This window comes from Frankia sp. CpI1-P (genome assembly GCF_001421075.1).
GTDB classification, from domain to species: domain Bacteria; phylum Actinomycetota; class Actinomycetes; order Frankiales; family Frankiaceae; genus Frankia; species Frankia torreyi.
In genome coordinates, this window is sequence record NZ_LJJX01000012.1 from 81,628 (window position 1) to 98,524 (window position 16,897).

General features: G+C 72.4%; 14 protein-coding genes and 16 pseudogenes. 15 read left to right on the top strand and 15 right to left on the bottom strand.

The genetic code is table 11. The annotated features are described in order from the left end of the window. Nucleotides 1-529 precede the first annotated feature (529 nt). The 15 genes and pseudogenes from FF86_RS35670 to FF86_RS10660 all read right to left on the bottom strand — a co-directional run. Nucleotides 530-772: pseudogene (locus tag FF86_RS35670) on the bottom strand (hypothetical protein); the annotation flags it as partial. Nucleotides 773-1,352: 580 nt separating this feature from the next. Continuing rightward, entirely contained in the window at nt 1,353-1,796 is a 444-nt protein-coding gene (locus FF86_RS10625; RefSeq protein ID WP_044884717.1) for a metal-sulfur cluster assembly factor, read from the bottom strand. Further along, a complete protein-coding gene (gene sufU, locus FF86_RS10630; RefSeq protein WP_044884718.1) occupies nt 1,793-2,335 on the bottom strand; it encodes a Fe-S cluster assembly sulfur transfer protein SufU in 543 nt (180 codons plus the stop codon). The genes FF86_RS10625 and sufU overlap by 4 nt, the downstream gene beginning before the upstream one ends. Further along, nucleotides 2,332-2,973, bottom strand: a 642-nt coding sequence (locus FF86_RS45510) for an aminotransferase class V-fold PLP-dependent enzyme (RefSeq protein WP_242418527.1), incomplete at its 5' end; no start/stop codon positions are given. The genes sufU and FF86_RS45510, both read right to left, overlap by 4 nt. Nucleotide 2,974: 1 nt before the next feature. Then, nucleotides 2,975-3,654 (bottom strand): annotated as a pseudogene (locus FF86_RS45515) (aminotransferase class V-fold PLP-dependent enzyme); the annotation flags it as partial. Continuing rightward, on the bottom strand, nt 3,651-3,729 hold a 79-nt coding region (locus FF86_RS62150; protein ID WP_255355755.1), incomplete at its 5' end, for a hypothetical protein. The gene FF86_RS62150 and the pseudogene FF86_RS45515, both read right to left, overlap by 4 nt. Before the next feature lie 19 nt (nt 3,730-3,748). Beyond that, nucleotides 3,749-4,442, bottom strand: a pseudogene (gene sufC, locus FF86_RS10640) (Fe-S cluster assembly ATPase SufC); the annotation flags it as partial. A gap of 8 nt (nt 4,443-4,450) precedes the next feature. Further along, entirely contained in the window at nt 4,451-4,822 is a 372-nt protein-coding gene (locus tag FF86_RS10645; protein WP_044884721.1) for a non-heme iron oxygenase ferredoxin subunit, read from the bottom strand. Further along, nucleotides 4,819-5,255, bottom strand: a 437-nt coding sequence (locus tag FF86_RS45520; protein ID WP_242418528.1) for a SufD family Fe-S cluster assembly protein, incomplete at its 5' end; no start/stop codon positions are given. The genes FF86_RS10645 and FF86_RS45520, both read right to left, overlap by 4 nt. A gap of 21 nt (nt 5,256-5,276) precedes the next feature. Then, nucleotides 5,277-6,036 (bottom strand): annotated as a pseudogene (locus FF86_RS45530) (SufB/SufD family protein); the annotation flags it as partial. Beyond that, nucleotides 6,036-6,710: Fe-S cluster assembly protein SufB (sufB, locus tag FF86_RS45535; RefSeq protein WP_242418529.1), on the bottom strand; the 675-nt coding region annotated here is incomplete at its 5' end. The gene sufB and the pseudogene FF86_RS45530, both read right to left, overlap by 1 nt. A 1-nt stretch (nt 6,711) precedes the next feature. Then, nucleotides 6,712-6,967 (bottom strand): annotated as a pseudogene (locus FF86_RS45540) (Fe-S cluster assembly protein SufB); the annotation flags it as partial. Between the two features lies 1 nt (nt 6,968). Next, nucleotides 6,969-7,103: pseudogene (locus FF86_RS45545) on the bottom strand (hypothetical protein); the annotation flags it as partial. Nucleotide 7,104: 1 nt separating this feature from the next. Further along, nucleotides 7,105-7,448, bottom strand: a pseudogene (locus tag FF86_RS45550) (Fe-S cluster assembly protein SufB); the annotation flags it as partial. Then, a complete protein-coding gene (locus FF86_RS10660; RefSeq protein WP_044884724.1) occupies nt 7,445-8,293 on the bottom strand; it encodes a metalloregulator ArsR/SmtB family transcription factor in 849 nt (282 codons plus the stop codon). The pseudogene FF86_RS45550 and the gene FF86_RS10660, both read right to left, overlap by 4 nt. A 1,182-nt stretch (nt 8,294-9,475) precedes the next feature. Between FF86_RS10660 and FF86_RS45555 the strand changes: the two genes are divergently transcribed. From FF86_RS45555 to FF86_RS64055, 15 genes and pseudogenes are all read left to right on the top strand, one after another. Continuing rightward, the coding region (locus FF86_RS45555) for an FGGY family carbohydrate kinase (RefSeq protein WP_242418530.1) at nt 9,476-9,723 on the top strand (248 nt) is incomplete at its 3' end. A gap of 1 nt (nt 9,724) precedes the next feature. After that, nucleotides 9,725-9,865 (top strand): annotated as a pseudogene (locus FF86_RS45560) (FGGY family carbohydrate kinase); the annotation flags it as partial. A 1-nt stretch (nt 9,866) separates the two neighbouring features. After that, nucleotides 9,867-11,029, top strand: a pseudogene (locus FF86_RS10670) (FGGY family carbohydrate kinase); the annotation flags it as partial. Between the two features lie 278 nt (nt 11,030-11,307). Continuing rightward, a complete protein-coding gene (locus FF86_RS10675; protein ID WP_044884777.1) occupies nt 11,308-11,847 on the top strand; it encodes a transcriptional regulator in 540 nt (179 codons plus the stop codon). Between the two features lie 80 nt (nt 11,848-11,927). Further along, nucleotides 11,928-12,378: ATP-binding cassette domain-containing protein (locus FF86_RS45565; RefSeq protein ID WP_242418531.1), on the top strand; the 451-nt coding region annotated here is incomplete at its 3' end. Nucleotide 12,379: 1 nt separating this feature from the next. Then, nucleotides 12,380-13,031, top strand: a pseudogene (locus FF86_RS45570) (ATP-binding cassette domain-containing protein); the annotation flags it as partial. After that, on the top strand, nt 13,028-13,861 hold the full coding sequence (locus FF86_RS10685) for an ABC transporter permease (RefSeq protein WP_044884727.1): 834 nt from the start codon (nt 13,028-13,030) through the stop codon (nt 13,859-13,861). The pseudogene FF86_RS45570 and the gene FF86_RS10685, both read left to right, overlap by 4 nt. A gap of 144 nt (nt 13,862-14,005) precedes the next feature. Further along, a pseudogene (locus tag FF86_RS45575) lies at nt 14,006-14,131 on the top strand (heme A synthase); the annotation flags it as partial. Between the two features lies 1 nt (nt 14,132). Continuing rightward, nucleotides 14,133-14,184: pseudogene (locus FF86_RS45580) on the top strand (hypothetical protein); the annotation flags it as partial. 1 nt (nt 14,185) lies between these two features. Further along, nucleotides 14,186-15,109: pseudogene (locus FF86_RS10690) on the top strand (COX15/CtaA family protein); the annotation flags it as partial. A 133-nt stretch (nt 15,110-15,242) separates the two neighbouring features. Continuing rightward, nucleotides 15,243-15,350: pyridoxamine 5'-phosphate oxidase family protein (locus FF86_RS45585; protein WP_242418551.1), on the top strand; the 108-nt coding region annotated here is incomplete at its 3' end. 1 nt (nt 15,351) lies between these two features. Further along, a pseudogene (locus tag FF86_RS45590) lies at nt 15,352-15,474 on the top strand (PPOX class F420-dependent oxidoreductase); the annotation flags it as partial. A 1-nt stretch (nt 15,475) separates the two neighbouring features. Further along, a pseudogene (locus FF86_RS45595) lies at nt 15,476-15,674 on the top strand (PPOX class F420-dependent oxidoreductase); the annotation flags it as partial. Nucleotides 15,675-15,911: 237 nt separating this feature from the next. Continuing rightward, nucleotides 15,912-16,258, top strand: a pseudogene (locus tag FF86_RS45600) (toll/interleukin-1 receptor domain-containing protein); the annotation flags it as partial. Next, nucleotides 16,168-16,897, top strand: a 730-nt coding sequence (locus FF86_RS64055; protein ID WP_313954317.1) for an NB-ARC domain-containing protein, incomplete at its 3' end; no start/stop codon positions are given. The pseudogene FF86_RS45600 and the gene FF86_RS64055, both read left to right, overlap by 91 nt.

Genomic DNA, 16,897 nt, shown 5'->3' on the forward strand with positions numbered 1-16,897 from the left:
GAGGNGGTCGCCTGGACCGCGNCTCGTTCCAGGTGGACGCCACGGCCCCGCCTCCTGTCGATTCAGTCGCCATGATCATCATGTAGCCAGTCGTCGTACCGGTCGTCGGCAACTTTGATGTTGCGGAACACCTTGATCGCCACGCGGTTCCGCGGAACACCTTGATCGCCACGCGGTTCCGCGGAACACCTGGCCGGGGCCAGGGGCCCCGGCCGGGGCCGAGGGGCTGGCTTGGCGAGGTGGGCCAGGTTCACGACCCTCGCCTCGCTCGGCGGCCGCGGAGACGGCATGAGTCGGCTCTTGAGATGGACCCAAGGCTGCGAAGTCGCGTGGCCACGCAGGCGGCGACCGACGTGCGTAATGAAGACGCGTGCGGGCCTACCCGCAGAAACAGCAATTTCCGTCAGGCGTTGACCGACATGTCGTCGGCGCGGCCCGCGGTGTGTACGGCACTGCTAGTGTCGGCCAGAGAGGACTCAACTTCGCTGTTGAGGCGACTTCGCTGTTGAGACGAGACGCCGTGAGCTGTTTAAACCCCGGCGACGCGGAACACCGTTTCTACGTCGTCGACGACCGAGCTGTCGACGACCATCTGGGCGAAGCGATCCGGCCGTTGTAGCGCCATATACTCATTCTCGGCCGGCATCCATTCGTTGACCCATTGATCACGCGACTCCTCCCCGTCGCGTTGTAGACCGCGAGCGAGGCGTAGTGCTGGTTCTGCCTGACAGAACACGGTGAAAGTGTAACAAGCGCGTAGCTTCCGCTCGAGNCAGTAGACGCCCTCGACAATGAGGGATGCACCGGCGGGGACCTGAATCCATCCGGCAAGATCGTCCTTGATCCAGTCATAGCGCTGATAGCGCAGTGCGGCGCCGGCCGCACCTGGAATGGCGACCTGGTCGGCGAGCCGAGGCAGATCGAACAGTGGGCCAACGGCGCCCCGCCGTTCAGTCCGCCGACTGGAGGGCAGGTAGAAGTCGTCGACATGCACGACGTGCGCGGAAGGGATGGCAGCCGCCAGCTGACCGGCCAGCGTGCTCTTGNCGGCGGCGCCTGGGCCGTCGATCCCGACGAGGACCCTCGGACGAGCCGCAGCGGCACATATGATGCGCTCGGCCAGAACAGCGATATCCACGGTGTCGGCTGCGGTCATGGTGATTCCAGCCCAGGCTCACATCGAGATGGCGATATTCAGCGAAGCCGGGGGCTGAACGTCAATCCGTTCACCGGCATTTATTCGGCCGCCCAGGGCCGTGCAGGCGCTGCGGCGAAACCCGGATGATCGGGGCGGCGGCCCGGTCTGGCCGGAGGACGATCCCGGCCAGACCGGCGGCGGCTCGCTGGGCGGGTCAGACGTTGAAGCCGAGGGCGCGCAGCTGCTCGCGGCCGTCGTCAGTGATCTTGTCAGGGCCCCACGGGGGCATCCAGACCCAGTTGATCGTCACGCCGGCGACGAGGCCGTCCGGGCCGTCGACGAGCGCGGAGCGGGTCTGGTCCTCGATGACGTCGGTCAGCGGGCAGGCCGCCGAGGTCAGCGTCATGTCGAGGGTGACGGTGTTGTCGTCGGCGACGTGGATGCCGTAGACGAGCCCGAGGTCGACGACGTTGATGCCGAGCTCGGGGTCGACGACGTCGCGCATCGCCTCCTCGATGTCGGCGAACTCGGCGAGTTCCAGGCCCGCGGCCCGCTCCGCGACGGTGGCTGGCGCGGGCGTCTCGGTGCCGCCGGTCGGCTGCGCCGGGGCGTCGCTCGCCGCCGTCTCGTCACGGGTGTCGGTTACCACTTCGCTCATGGCTTCTCCTGCTCGGGTACGTCCAGGGCGGGGCCGGCGCCGGCACCGGCGGCGGGCGTCAGCGACGGGGCCGCGAGGCCGGGGGTGGGCGCGGCGGCGGCGGCCGGGTCGACGGCCTTGGCGGTCGCGTCCTTCCAGGCCATCCAGGACAGCAGGGCGCACTTGACCCGCGCCGGGTACTTGGAGACGCCGGCGAACGCGACGGCGTCCTCCAGCACGTCCTCGTTGCCCTCCGCGGTGCCCCGCGACTGCATCAGCGCGAGGAACTCGCGTTCGAGCTCCAGCGCCTCGTCGACCTTCTTGCCGATGACCAGGTCGCTCATGACGCTCGCCGAGGCCTGGCTGATCGAGCAGCCCTCGCTCTCGTAGGAGACGTCCTCGACGACCCCGTCGGAGACCTTCACCCGCAGGGTGACCTCGTCGCCGCAGGTCGGGTTGACGTGGTGCACCTCGGCGTCGAACGGGTCGCGCAGGCCGCGGTGCAGCGGATTGCGGTAGTGGTCCAGGATGATCTCCTGGTACATGGAATCGAGCTTCACCTCGAGAAGAACCTCCGAACCCCGTGCAGACCTTCCACCAGCGCGTCGACCTCGCCGGTCGTCGTGTACAGGTGGAACGACGCCCGGGTCGTGGCCGGCACGCCGAAACGCAGGCAGACCGGCCGGGCGCAGTGGTGGCCGACGCGCACGGCGATGCCGCGCTCGTCGAGGAGCTGGCCGACGTCGTGCGGGTGAATCGCCCGGCCGGCGTCGTCGTGCAGGACGAAGGAGATCGCCCCGCCGCGGTCGGTGCCGGTCGGCGGGCCGATGATCCGGGTGCCGGGCACGGTGGCGAGCGCGTCGAGGGCGTACGCGGTGACGGCGTGCTCGTGCGCGGCGATCGCCGGCATGCCCAGCGCCGTCAGATAGTCGACGGCGGCGCCGAGCCCGACGACCTGGCTGATCATCGGGGTGCCGGCCTCGAAGCGGTGCGGCGGGGCCGCGTAGGTCGACCCCTCCATCGTGACGATCTCGATCATCTCGCCGCCGCCGAGGAAGGGCGGCATGACCTCCAGGAGCTCGTAGCGCCCCCAGAGCACCCCGACGCCGGTCGGCGCGCACATCTTGTGGCCGGTGAAGGCCAGGAAGTCCACGCCGAGCTCGGCGACGTCGATCGGCATGTGCGGCACCGACTGGGANCCGTCGAGGACGGTGAGCGCGCCGACCTCGCGGGCCCGGGCGACGATCCGCGCCACCGGGTTGACCGTGCCGAGGATGTTCGACTGGTGGACCATCGAGACGACCTTCGCCCGGTCGGTGATGACCGCGTCGAGGTTGTCGAGGTTCAGCCGGCCGTCGTCGGTCAGGCCGATCCAGCGCAGAGTGGCGCCGGTGCGCCGGGCGAGCATCTGCCAGGGCACCAGGTTGGAGTGGTGCTCCATCTCGGTCACGACGATCTCGTCGCCGGGGCCGAGCCGGAACCGCTCCGCCTCCCCGCCGGTGGTCTCCGCGTTGCTCATCGCGTAGGCGACGAGGTTGAGCGCCTCGGTGGAGTTCTTCGTGAAGACGACCTCGCGCCGGTCGGTCGCGCCGATGAAGGCGGCGACCTTGTCCCGCGTCGCCTCGTACAGGCCGGTGGCCTCCTCGGCGAGCACGTGGATGCCACGGTGCACGTTGGCGTTGTGCAGCTCGTAGTAGGCGCGCTCGGCGTCCAGGACGGCCAGCGGCTTCTGCGAGGTGGCGGCGCTGTCGAGGTAGACCAGCGGCAGGTCGTCGTGCACCGTGCGGGCCAGGATCGGGAAGTCCTTGCGGACCTGCTCGACGTCGAAGCCTGTGGCGCCCGGTGTGCCGCCGGCGATCAGCGACTCGGTGAGCGTCATGACACCGCCCCCGCTCCCGCCGGCGCCGCGGCCCCGCCGCCCTTGACGTAACGGTCGTAGCCGGAGTCCTCCAGCNCGGCGGCGAGCTCCGGGNCGCCCTCGTCGACGATCCGCCCGGCCGCCATCACGTGCACGAACTCGGGCTTGATGTAGCGCAGGATGCGGGTGTAGTGGGTGATGAGCAGGATGCCCGTCTCCCCCTTGGCCCGCACGGCCTCGATGCCGCCGGAGACGATGCGCAGCGCGTCGACGTCGAGGCCGGAGTCGGTCTCGTCGAGCACGGCGATCTTCGGCTTGAGCAGCGCCATCTGGAGGATCTCGTGGCGCTTCTTCTCACCACCGGAGAAGCCCTCGTTGACGCCGCGCTCGGCGAACGACGGGTCCATCTCCAGGGCCTCCATGGAGGCCTTGACCTCCTTGACCCAGGTCCGCAGCTTCGGCGCCTCGCCGCGCACGGCCGTGGCCGAGGAGCGCAGGAAGTTCGACACCGACACCCCGGGGATCTCCACCGGGTACTGCATCGCCAGGAAGATCCCGGCGCGGGCGCGGGCGTCGACGCCCAGCGCGAGGACGTCCTCACCGTCGAGCGTGATGCTGCCGTCGGTCACGGTGTACTTGGGGTGGCCCGCGATCGAGTACGACAGCGTCGACTTGCCCGAGCCGTTCGGACCCATGATCGCGTGCGTCTCGCCCGTGCGGACGGTCAGGTCGACGCCGCGCAGGATCTCGCGCGGGCCCTCCTCCGTCTCGACCGAGACGTGCAGGTTACGAATCTCCAAGGTCGACACCGCTGCCGTCACCCTCGTTCCAGGTTCGAATGTGCGACGTCGACGAGCACGTCGTCGCCGTCGATGGTCACTGCGTAGGTGGGCACCGGGTCGATCGCCGGCAGGGTCAGCGCCTTGCCGCTGGCCAGGTCGAACTGGGACCCGTGCAGCCAGCACTCGATCTTGCCGTCCTCGACCTCGCCCTGCGAGAGCTGTACGTCGGCGTGCGAGCACTCGTCGCGCACCGCGTAGACGCGCTCCCCGGCGCGCACGACGCACACCGGCACGCCCTCGATCTCGGTGCCGAGCGCCGTGTCGTCCTTCAGGTCGGCCAGCGCGCAGACCCGGTGCCAGCGAGGCACGGCCGCGGAGTCGGCGGCGGAGTCTGCGGCGGCGCTCATGCGCCCACCGTCTCGGCCCCGGCCGGCGTCGCGGGCTCGTCCTCGGCCGGCGTCTCGCCCAGCCGGGCCGCGACCGACGCCATGATCCGGTCACGCAGGTCGGCGACCTCGATGCGGTCGATGACCTCGGCGAAGAAGCCGTGCACGACGAGCCGGCGGGCCTCGGCCGGCGGGATGCCGCGGGACTGCAGGTAGAACAGGGCCTCGTCGTCGAAGCGGCCGGTGGCGCTGGCGTGGCCGGCCCCGACGACCTCCCCGGTGAGGATCTCCAGGTTGGGCACCGAGTCGGCGCGGGCGCCGTCGGTGAGCACCAGGTTGCGGTTGAGCTCGTAGGTGTCGGTGTCGACCGCGTCGGCGTTGATGACGACGTCGCCGATCCACACCGAGTGCGCCCCGTCGCCGCGCAGAGCGCCCTTGTAGGTCACCCGGCTGCNGCACGACCGCGGGGTGTGCNTGACGAGCAACCGGTGCTCCTGGTGCTGGCCGGCGTCGGTGAAGAACACGCCGTTGAGCTCGGCGTCGCCACCCGGGCCGCGGTAGTCGACGGTCGGGCTGAGCCGGACCAGGTCGCCGCCGAGGGTGACGGTGAACGAGCGCAGCTTCGCGTCGCGGCCGATCGAGTAGGCGTGCGCACCGACGTGCACCGCGCCCGCGTCCCAGTCCTGCAGGGACACGAAGGTCAGCGAGGCGCCGTGGCCGACGTGGACCTCGACGTTGCCGGCGTAGGTGGCGCTGCCGGTGTGGTCGAGCACGACGGTGGCCGACGCGAACGGGCCGATCTCGACGAGCAGGTGACCGTAGGCGACCCCGGCGGCGGTGCCGGCCGCGGCCCGGGGGCTCTCGCCGTGCAGGTGCACGACCACGGGCTCGGCCGTGGCGGCCTCGGCCGGGATGGTGATGGCCGTGGCACCGCCCGCCCGGGCCAGCGCGAACGCGGCGACCCGGTCGGCGGGCGTGTACGACCGGCCGATCCGCGGGTCGGCGGCGTCGAGCTGCTCCACGGCGATCCCGGCCGGCGCGGAGACGGTCACGGAGACCTTCCCGTCGGCGTCCGGGCCGGTGAGCAGGCCGCGCAGCCGGCGCAGCGGAGTGAACCGCCACGCCTCCTCGCGGCCGGTGGGCACGTCGTGGTCGAGCGGGTTGCGCGATCGCACCGGGCGGGGCACGGCTCCGGAGGCCATCGGGGGGCGCCCGGTGGCATCGATGACGACCATCAGCCGACCGCACCTTCCATCTGCAGCTCGATGAGCCGGTTCAGTTCGAGGGCGTACTCCATCGGCAGTTCGCGGGCGATGGGCTCGACGAAGCCGCGCACGATCATCGCCATCGCCTCCTCCTCCGACAGGCCGCGGCTCATCAGGTAGAAGAGCTGGTCCGCGCCGACCTTGGAGACGCTGGCCTCGTGGCCGATGGAGGCGTCGTCCTCGCGCACGTCGACGTAGGGGTAGGTGTCCGAGCGGCTGACGGTGTCGACGAGCAGCGCGTCGCACTTGACCGTCGACCTCGACGCCGCGGAGCCCTCGTTGATCTGCACGAGGCCGCGGTAGGAGGTGCGGCCGCCGCCGCGGGCCACCGACTTCGAGATGATCGTCGACGACGTGCGGGGCGCGGCGTGCACCATCTTGGCGCCGGCGTCCTGGTGCTGGCCGGCACCGGCGAAGGCGATCGAGAGGACCTCGCCCTTGGCGTGCTCGCCGAGCAGCCACACGGCCGGGTACTTCATCGTCACCTTGGAGCCGATGTTGCCGTCGACCCACTCCATGGTGGCGCCCTCGTGGCAGGCGGCCCGCTTGGTGACCAGGTTGTAGACGTTGTTCGACCAGTTCTGGATGGTCGTGTACCGGCAGCGCGCGTTCTTCTTCACGATGATCTCGACGACCGCCGAGTGNAGCGAGTCCGAGGAGTAGACCGGCGCGGTGCAGCCCTCGACGTAGTGCACGTAGGCACCCTCGTCGACGATGATCAAGGTCCGCTCGAACTGGCCCATGTTCTCGGTGTTGATCCGGAAGTAGGCCTGCAGCGGGATCTCCACCTGCACGCCCGGCGGCACGTAGATGAACGACCCACCCGACCACACGGACGTGTTCAGCGCGGCGAACTTGTTGTCGCCGACCGGGATCACCGAGCCGAAGTACTCCTGGAACANCTCCGGGTGCTCACGCAGGCCGGAGTCGGTGTCCAGGAAGATGACGCCCTGCTCCTCGAGGTCCTCACGGATCTTGTGGTAGACGACCTCGGACTCGTACTGCGCGGCGACACCCGAGACGAGGCGCTGCTTCTCNGCCTCCGGGATACCGAGCTTGTCGTAGGTCGCCTTGATGTCCTCGGGCAGGTCCTCCCACTCGGCGGCCTGCTTCTCCGTCGAGCGGACAAAGTACTTGATGTTGTCGAAGTCGATGCCGGAGAGGTCTGCGCCCCAGGTCGGCATCGGCTTGCGCTCGAACAGCCGCAGCCCCTTCAGGCGTAGGTCGGTCATCCACGACGGCTCGGACTTCTTCGCCGAGATGCCGCGGACGACCGCCTCGGAAAGGCCGCGCTGGACGTCGTCGGCGTAGGCGTCGGTGTCAGCCCAGCCGAACTTGTAGGAACCAAGGCCTTCGAGGGCGGTCTCGGCAGAGGTTGTCATAGGGCGGAACCCTCCGAAGACGGGGACGGTGGACAGGTCGGGGGCGCGGGTGCGGGGTCCCGGTCGGACACGGGCGGCTGCGACCCGCCTACGCGGAACCCGCCTTCGCGGGACCCGCCAGCACGGAACCCGCCAGCACGGGACACGTCCTGGTCGGACGGACCATGCGGATCGGGTCCCGGCGCCGCGCCCACGGGAATGTGCGTCGTGCAGACGCCGTCGCCGTGGGCGATCGTCGCCAGGCGCTGCACGTGGGTGTCGAGGACCCGGGCGAGCGCCGCGGTCTCGGCGTCGCACAGCGCGGGGAAGCGCTCCGCGACGAACTGGACCGGGCAGTGGTGCTGGCAGATCTGCAGGCCGGTCGGCAGCTCCGAGACGCTGGCCGTGTAGCCGGCGGCCGTCATCGCCTCGGCCAGCGCCGCCGGCCGATCGGCCGGCTCCGCCGCGACGACCGCGGAGCGCACCCGACGCTCCAGGTCGGAGGCCCGGCCCTCGGCGAACTGGCTCACGGCCGAGGGCCCGACGACCTCCGCGAGGAACCTCAGCGCGCCGGCCGCGAGATCGGAGTACGCCGTCGGGCCGGCGCGGTGGCCGGCCTCGGTGAGGGCGTAGCGCTTGGCCGGACGGCCGCGGCCCCGCGGCTCGCGGGACCGGCTCTCGGTCGGGGTGATGATGCCGTCCCCGACCATGGCGTCCAGGTGCCGGCGGATGCCCGCCGGGGACACGCCGAGCTGCCGGGACAGCTCGGCCGCGGTGGCCGACCCGCCCTCCAGCAGCAGACGCACGACCCGGTCGCGGGTGCGGCCGTCGGCCGTCCCGCCCGAGGCATCGTGGTCGTTTTTCACAACGCTAGTGTGCCCTATTTACGGGACGAGGTCGAACCGAGGGCCCCCGATCAGGTCCACCCCGAGGCGATCTCCGTCACAGGACCTTCCGTCGCAGGGCCTTCCGTCACGAGCTGTGCCGTCCCGAGCCGTGCCGGTGCCGGTCGCACTCCGGCTCCGCACAACATCTACCCACGGCTGATAGGCGGTCGGCCACCGCTGGCGGCGTGATGCCAGACTTGCGNCACCACCGGGCGGGTCGTCCCTGCGGACGCCCATCCCCCGGCGGACCTCGGACGGGGAGGCGGCGGACGGATGCGGGCTCGACCACGGTGCGGCGCGATCGGGCGGACCCTGCTCGGGCTCGGCCTGCTGCTCGCGCTCGGCGCGGCCGCGGCCTGCGGCGGCGGGGGCGAGAAGACCAACGGCCTGGAGAAGCTGCCGGCCGCCGAGGTCGGCTCCCGCGCGCTCACGGCGCTGCGCTCCGCCCCCGGAGTGCACGTGGTGGGCAGCGAGGAGGATCCCAGCTCCGACTCCCCCGGCCGCTACGACCTGGTGATGTCCGCCACGACGACCCGGGGCACCATCGAGGAGTACGGCCAGCGGACCCAGCTCGTCAAAATCAACAACGACACCTACGTCCGCCGCGGCCGCTCCTTCTACACGGCGACGGGCGACGGCGACGCCGCGGACCTGCTCGCCGACCGGTGGGTCCGGCTCGCGCCCGCCGACGCCGCCAAGTACAGCTACTTCACCCTCGGCAAGCTCAGCGACTCCCTGGGCAGCTACCTCGTCGGGCTCACCGGCGACGTGCGGCGGGAGAAGGTCGGCGACGCCCGGACGGTGCGGGCCGCGGCCCCCGACGGCACGGCCTTCGTCGTCGCGAACACCGGCCCCACCTACCCCCTGCGGATCACCGTCGCGGGCAGCTCCACCAACCAGATGACCTTCGACGACTTCGGGCCGACCGCCGCCGTCACCCCGCCCGGCTCCGCCGTCGACCTGTCCAGCCTCGGCTGACCGCCGCCCCGGCAGACCACCCGCCTGCACTGACCGCCGTCTGCGCTGACCACCCGCCTCGGCTGACCACCCGCCTCGGCTGACCGTCGTCCGCGCCGCCCGGCGTCCGGGCATGGCGCCATGCCCGATCCCGCGGATTGCGGCAAGATCGGCGGGACGGCGCACACAGGGCGGGAGGCGACGATGGGCACACCGGCGCGGGGCAGCGTGGTCGCCGCGGTCGACCAGGGCACCACCGGGACCACCGTCTGCCTGCTCGACCGGGACGGGACGGTCGTCGGGCGCGGCTACACCGAGATCCACCCCCGGTTCCCCCGGCCCGGCTGGGTCGAGCAGGACCCCGACGAGCTGTGGCGCAGCGTCGTCGACACCGTCGCCGCGGCGCTGGTCGACGCCGGTCGCCGCCCCGCGGACCTGGCCGCGCTGGGCATNACCAACCAGCGGGAGACCACCGTGCTGTGGGAGCGGTCCTCCTCCGCCCCGGTCGGTCCGGCGATCGTCTGGCAGGACCGGCGCACGGCCGCGCGCTGCGAGCGCCTGGCCGCCGACGGGCACGCGGGCGTGGTCGGCGCCNGCACCGGCCTGGTCCTCGACCCGTACTTCTCCGCCACGAAGATCGGCTGGATCCTGGACCGGGACCCGGTGCTGCGCCGGCGGGCCGGCCGCGGCGAGATCGCCTTCGGCACCGTCGACTCCTGGCTGGTGTGGAAGCTGACCGCCGGCGCCGTCCACGTCACCGACGTCACCAACGCGTCCCGGACGCTGCTGCTCGACCTCGCCGCCGCGGCCTGGGCTCCCGACATGCTGGACCTGTTCGGCGTGCCCGCCGAGGTGCTGCCCGAGGTGGTGCCGAGCTCCCGGGTCTACGCCGAGACCGACCCGGACGCCTTCCTCGGCGTGCGGATCCCGGTCGCCGCCGCCGTCGGCGACCAGCAGGCCGCCCTGTTCGCCCAGGGCTGCGTCGAGGCGGGGCAGGCCAAGAACACCTACGGCACCGGCTCGTTCGTCCTGGTCAACACCGGGACGGCGGTGCCGCCGCCGCAGTCGTCGCTGCTGCGGACCATCGCCTACCAGCTCGACGGCGAGCCCGTGCGCTACGCCCTGGAGGGCGCGATCCTGTCCACCGGCGCGGCCGTCGGCTGGCTGCGCGACTCCCTCGGGGTCATCCGGGACGCCGCCGAGACGGCGCACCTCGCCGCGTCGCTGTCCGGCAACGACGGCGTCTACTTCGTCCCGGCGCTGACCGGCCTCGGCGCGCCGCACTGGGATCCACGCGCCCGCGGCACCCTGCTGGGGATCACCCGCGGCACCGGCCGGGCGCACCTGGCCCGCGCGGTGCTGGAGGGGATCGCCTACCGGACCCGCGACGTCGTCGAGGCGATGGCCACCGCCGGCTTCGCCGTGCGGGAGCTGCGCGCGGACGGCGGGGCCGCGCGCAACCCGTGGCTCATGCAGTTCCAGGCCGACATGCTCGGCGTCGACGTCGACGTGCCCGACAACATCGAGACCACGGCGCTTGGCTCGGCGTACCTGGCGGGCCTGGCCACCGGCTTCTTCACCGACCCCGCCGCGCTGGCCACGCACCGGCGCAGCGAGCGGCGCTACCACCCGGCGATGCCGGCCGCCCGGCGCGACCGTGCCTACCGCCGGTGGCGCTCCGCCGTCGACCGCGCCCGCGGCTGGGCCGACGACCTCGACGACACCGACGACCTCGACGACCCCGACGCACCTCGCTGACCTGCTTCAGCGATCGACAAACGGGCGCAGGGCCNGCCGCCGCGCCGCCGGTTTCACCCCCGACTGCCATCACGACAAGGGGCGCAAGTCGGTCACCTAGCGCCACTTCTACGGCGGTGCGGCCCCGAGATCTGCTGCACCCCGCATTCACGGGAGCACGCCAGGGCCACATTCCCTCGCGCCTTCTTGGTCGAANCGGCTGTCAGGCGCACCGATGCCTGACAGGCTGTCACTGGGGGCGGTTGGCGTCTCCTGTCGACCTGACCCGGACGGAGACCGTGACCGAGGCGGACTACGCCCTGGAGCTCGGGCGCCGGCTTCGCGCGGCGCGCAACCGGCGTGGCATGTCGCTGCTGGATGTCCAGGAGCGCACCCACGGCCGGTGGACCGCGGGAACTCTGGGGGCCTACGAACGAGGCTCCCGCACCCTGCGGGTGCACCGGCTCGTCGAGCTCGCCGAGTTGTACGACGTTCCCGCGACCCTGCTGGTCCCGCCGGCAGCCGACCGCCGTGACGTCGACCACCTTCCCCCACTCGTCATCGATCTGCGCCGACTGCGCAAACTGCCGCCGACCCGGACCGGCCCGCTGCGACGCTGGATCGCGATCGTGCAGGTCCTGCGCTCGGACAGCTCCCGCGACATCCTGCGGCTACGCCGCTCCGACCTGCAGTCCCTGTCGCGCCTGTACAGCACGACGCCGTCGATGCTCTATGAACGGCTCGGCGCCTGGGGCGCGTTGGTGGAGCCGGGCGAGCCGGTGGCGGTCGGCGCACGGCGCCGCGTCCTGCCCATCCGGCCGCCGCAGCAGCGAAGTTGAGGGTGTCCGACCGGCGGGTCGGCTCCGAGGTGGCAGGTACCGACCCCCCTTCCCCCCGGTCGGATCCGTAGGATCGCCAGGTGGCCGAGATCCTGGCAGTCAGCGTCAATGGCCTCGTGAAGACCTACTCCGCGCGATCCATTCCCTCCCGGTCCGGGACCGCGCGCGGCGAGGGCTCCCGGGGCCCCGGTCGACGTGGCCGCCGCAGCTCCGCCGCGCCGGCTCTGCGGCCCGCGCCGTTCGCCGAGGTCTCGACGACGCCCGCCACGCTCGCGGCGTCGGCGGGGCGGGCAGCCTCCCCCGATGGCCGGATCCGCGCGGTCGACGGCTTGTCGCTGGGCGTCCCGGTCGGCTCGGTGACGGCGCTGCTGGGCCCCAACGGCGCCGGCAAGACGACGACGGTGGAGATCTGCGAGGGCTTCCGCCGGGCCGACGCGGGCGAGGTCCGCATCCTGGGCCGTGACCCGATCGTGGACGCGGTCGCCCTGCGGCCCCGGGTCGGCGTGATGCTCCAGGCCGGCGGGATGTACCNGGGCGCCCGGGCCGGGGAGATGCTGCGGCTGGTCGCCGCGCACCATCGCCACCCGCTCGATCCCGCGGCGCTGCTGGACCGGCTCGGTCTGACCGACTCCGCCGGCACCCCGTTCCGCCGGCTGTCCGGCGGCCAGCAGCAGCGGCTGTCGCTGGCGATGGCCGTGGTCGGCCGCCCCGAGCTGGTGTTCCTCGACGAGCCGACGGCCGGGCTGGACGTCGCGGGTCGGCGCACCACCTGGGAGCTCATCGAGGAGCTGCGCACGGCCGGCGTCACCGTCGTGCTCACCACCCACGCGATGGACGAGGCCGAGCGCCTCGCCGACCAGGTGATCATCATCAACCGCGGTCGGGTCGTGGCCGTCGGCTCGCCCGCGGAGCTCACCCGCGGCGGCGCCGAGGGCCAGTTGCGCTTCCGTGCCCCCACCGGCCTGGAGCTCGGCAAGCTGCTGCTCGCGCTGCCGGACGGCACCACCGCCCACGAGGGACCGACCGGGCACTACCTGGTTCAGGGCACGGTCGACCCGCAGCTGCTCGCCGCGGTGACCGCCTGGTGCGCCGGCAACGGCGTGCTCGCGGAGGATCTCCGGGTGGAGCAACGAACGCTGGAGGACGTCTTCGTGGAGCTGACCGGTTCGGAGCTGGGCTCATGACCGCCACCGACGCCGCCGGGCCCGGCACCCGGGGACCCGCTGGCCGGGGCCGCGCCGGCCTGCTCGACCTGCGCCCGGCGCCGGCGGCGGCCACCCGCGCCCGGATGTTCGCCGCGCAGACCCGACTCGAACTGATCCTCACCCTGCGCCGCGGCGAGTCCGTGCTGCTGACCATGATCATACCGGTCGGCCTGCTCGCCTTCTTCACCGCCGTGGACGTGCTCCCGAGCGACACCGAGAAGTCGGTGGACTTCCTCGTCCCCGGGGTGCTGGCGCTCGCGGTGATGTCGACCGCGTTCACCGGCCAGGCGATCGCCACCGGCTTCGAACGCTCCTACGGGGTGCTCAAGCGCCTCGGCGCGACGCCCCTGCCCCGCTCGATCCTGCTCGCCGGCAAGACCGCGGCGGTGCTCGCCGTCGAGGTCATCCAGCTCGTCCTGCTGGTCGCGGTCGGCTTCGCGCTCGGCTGGGATCCCAGCGGCGGGGCGGGCGCCGTGCCGTCCGTGCTGGCGCTGCTCGTGCTCGGCACGGCCGCCTTCTCCGGGCTCGGTCTGCTCATGGCCGGCACCCTGCGCGCCGAGGCGACGCTTGCCGCTGCCAACGGCGTCTACCTGCTGTTGCTGCTGATCGGCGGGGTGGTCTTCCCGCTGTCGAAGCTGCCCGGCTGGCTGCGGGCGATCGCCGAGGTGCTGCCCACCGCCGCACTGTCGGACGGGCTGCGCGACGTCCTCGCCGACGGTTCCGGCCCCGGGGTCCGCAACCTGGTCGTGCTCGCGGTGTGGGCCGTGGTGACCCTGGGCCTGGCCGCCCGCACCTTCCGCTGGGAATAACCGACCGCCGCGCATGACCCGGCCGCCGCGCATGACCCGGCCGCCGCGCATAACCGACTGCCGGGAATGACCCGATCCCCGCGTATGACCCGACCGGGCGGCCCGGCGTCCGACCGGCGAGTCGTGGGCGCACCGGGCGTTACTATGGCACCCGTGCCAGCTTCTACAACGCGTCGGAGATTGCCGCTCGTCAGCCGGCGCGCGTTCCAGGTCGTCACCGCGCTCAACGTCTTCGCGCTGTCCCTGATCGTGGTCAGCGGCGGAGTCGTCNGGCTCAGCGGCTCCGGCCTGGGCTGCCCGACGTGGCCGCAGTGCGGCGACGGNTCGTTCACGCCGCACTCCGAGTACGCCCTGCACGGCGCGATCGAGTTCGGCAACCGGGTCGTCGGGCTGGTCGTCGGGCTGGTGGTGCTCATCACCCCGATCATGGCGCTGCGCCTGCGCGACGGCCGCCGCCGGGACCTGACCCTGCTGTCGTTCGGCCTGTGGCTGGGCTACCTCGGCCAGGCGGTGCTGGGCGGCATCACGGTCCTGACGAAGCTGAACCCGACGACCGTCGCCGGCCACTTCCTGCTGTCCATGGTGCTGCTGTGGAACGCCGTCGTCCTCGACCGCCGCGCCCGCCAGGGCGCCGGCGCGGTGACCCCGGCGGTCGCCCCCGCGCTGCTGTGGCTGGCCCGGCTGCTCGTCGTCGTCTCGGCCGGCGTCCTCGTCCTCGGCACGGTGGTGACCGGGACCGGCCCGCACAGCGGCGACAGCGAGCACCCCGCCCGCTTCGGCTTCGACATCGTCAACGTCTCCCAGCTCCACGCCGACGGCGCGATGCTGCTGACCGGCCTGGTCGCGGCGATGGCGTTCGCGGTGCGGGTCACCGCCGCCCCCGTGGCCGCCCGACGCGACTCGCTCGTCCTGATCGCCGTGGTCGTCGCGCAGGCCGGCATCGGCTTCGCCCAGTACTTCCTCGGCGTCCCCTCCGGCCTCGTCGCCCTGCACATGACCGGCGCCACCATCATGTGGGTCGTCGCGCTGCGCCTGTGGCTCTCCATGGTCACCCGCCCGGCCCTGGCGACCGCCGGCGCGGCGACACCGACCGACATGGCGACACCGACCGACGCGGCCCCGGCATTCGTGGCGCCGGCCTCGCCGGCCCAGGTCGCCGCGCCCGTGCCCGGAGCAGGGGCCCAGCCCGCTCCGGCAGAGGCCCCAGGGACGCCGGGCCGCCAGCCCGTCGGCGCGCCCCGCCCCTGACCGAGGACCGCACCGGGTACTGACCGGCCGACCGAACGCGCCTGGTACTGACCGGCCGACGGAGCGCGCCCCGACCGTGTGGGGCCCGCGCCGTCAGGAATAGGGGGCGGACGGGCGGAGGTTGGGCACGCACATGACCATCACGCCCTTCGACCCGCGGGTGCTGCTCGCGGAGAGTCGACTCGGTGTCCTTGCCACGATCAAGGCCGACGGCCGTCCTCAGCTTTCTCCCGTCCAGCCCNACTTCGACCGTGAGGCGGAGGTCCTCTACGTCTCGATGACCGAAGGGCGAGCCAAGACGGCAAACCTGCGTCGGGATCCGCGCGCCACCCTGGAGGTCACCAGCCCGGACGGCCGCGCCTGGGNCACCGCCGAGGGCACGGCGACGCTCACCGGACCGGGGACGGACCCCCGCGGCCCCGAGGTCGAGGCGCTGGTGCACTACTACCGCAGCGCCGCCGGGGAGCACCCGGACTGGGACGAGTACCGGTCGGTGATGGTGTCCGACCGCCGGGTGCTCATGAGAATGGCGGTCGACCACGTGTACGGCGAGAAGCTGGGCTGAAACCCAGGTCCGTCGACCGAAGNCCGGACGCCTCGGGCAGGGCGGTGCGGCCGGGCCGGACCGCTGAACCGTCCAACCCACGTCACGCCGGCATGNCCCGACTCCGATCGTGGGAGAGGTCGTCGCCCTCTCTCGTGCCTCGTCGAGCCAACCCAGGTACATCCTCCTGTCGAGCACTGTAGGTGTCGGTTCCCGTACTGGAATGGTCCGGTGTGGGTGCGATGGGACACTGAACAGATGATCGGCGGGGGCGGGTCGGCTGACGGGGATGGCGGTTGGGACTTCTTCGTCTCCTACACCGCGGCGGACCGGGGCTGGGCCGAGTGGATCGCCTGGACCTTGGAAGAAGCCACCTACCGGGTCCTGGTCCAGGCGGGGGACTTCGCCCCGGGTCGAACTGGGTCGGCGGGATGCACGACGGGGCCCAGCGCGCGACGCGGACCATCGCGGTGCTCTCCGACGCCTACACCCGCTCGGTCTACGGCCAGGCCGAATGGCAGGCGGCGTGGGCCGCGGACCCGTCCGGGGCGGCCCGCAAGCTTCTCGTGACGCGGGTAGCCGACTGCGACCGGCCGGGACTACTCGCCCAGGTGGTCTCCACAGACCTGTTCGCGCTCCCGGAGGGACAGGCGCGGGCGGAACTGCTCCGCGCGGCGGCACTGGCCCGGTCCCCGGTGGCCGGGCGAAACCACGCGACGCACCACCGTTCCCGCCTGACGGGCGGGCGGTGCAGGTCCGCCCGTCGTTCCCCGGCGGCCGGCCGGACGTGTGGAACGTCCCCCCACGGCTGGCCCACTTCACCGGCCGAGCCGACCTGCTCGACCAGCAACTCACCGACGAGGGCACGGTCGCGGTCTGCGCCCTGCACGGCCTCGGTGGGATCGGGAAAACCGCCCTCGCCGTCGAATACGCCCACCGCCACTCACACAGCTACGACCTGGTCTGGTGGATACCCACCGAAGATCCACAGCTCATCCCCGGGCACGTGTCCACCCTCGGCGTGCACCTCGGCGTGCACCTCGGCCTGCCCGACGGCGCGGACTGGTCCGCCGTCCTCGACGTGCTCCGGCGCGAACGGCTGCGCTGGCTGCTCATCCTCGACAACATCGGGGACCGGGCCCTGGTCGGCCCGTTCCGCCCGACCGATCATTTCGGCCGGCTGCTCGTCACCTCGCGGCGCGCCGGCCTCGACGGCTTCGGAACCCAGATCGCCGTGCCCGAGC

Bases quoted from the DNA above. Each gene is read 5' to 3' on its own strand.
- FF86_RS10625 (WP_044884717.1), bottom strand. From the start codon at position 1,796: ATGAGCGAAGTGGTAACCGACACCCGTGACGAGACGGCGGCGAGCGAC.
- FF86_RS10645 (WP_044884721.1), bottom strand. From the start codon at position 4,822: ATGAGCGCCGCCGCAGACTCCGCCGCCGACTCCGCGGCCGTGCCTCGC.
- FF86_RS10685 (WP_044884727.1), top strand. From the start codon at position 13,028: ATGACCGCCACCGACGCCGCCGGGCCCGGCACCCGGGGACCCGCTGGC.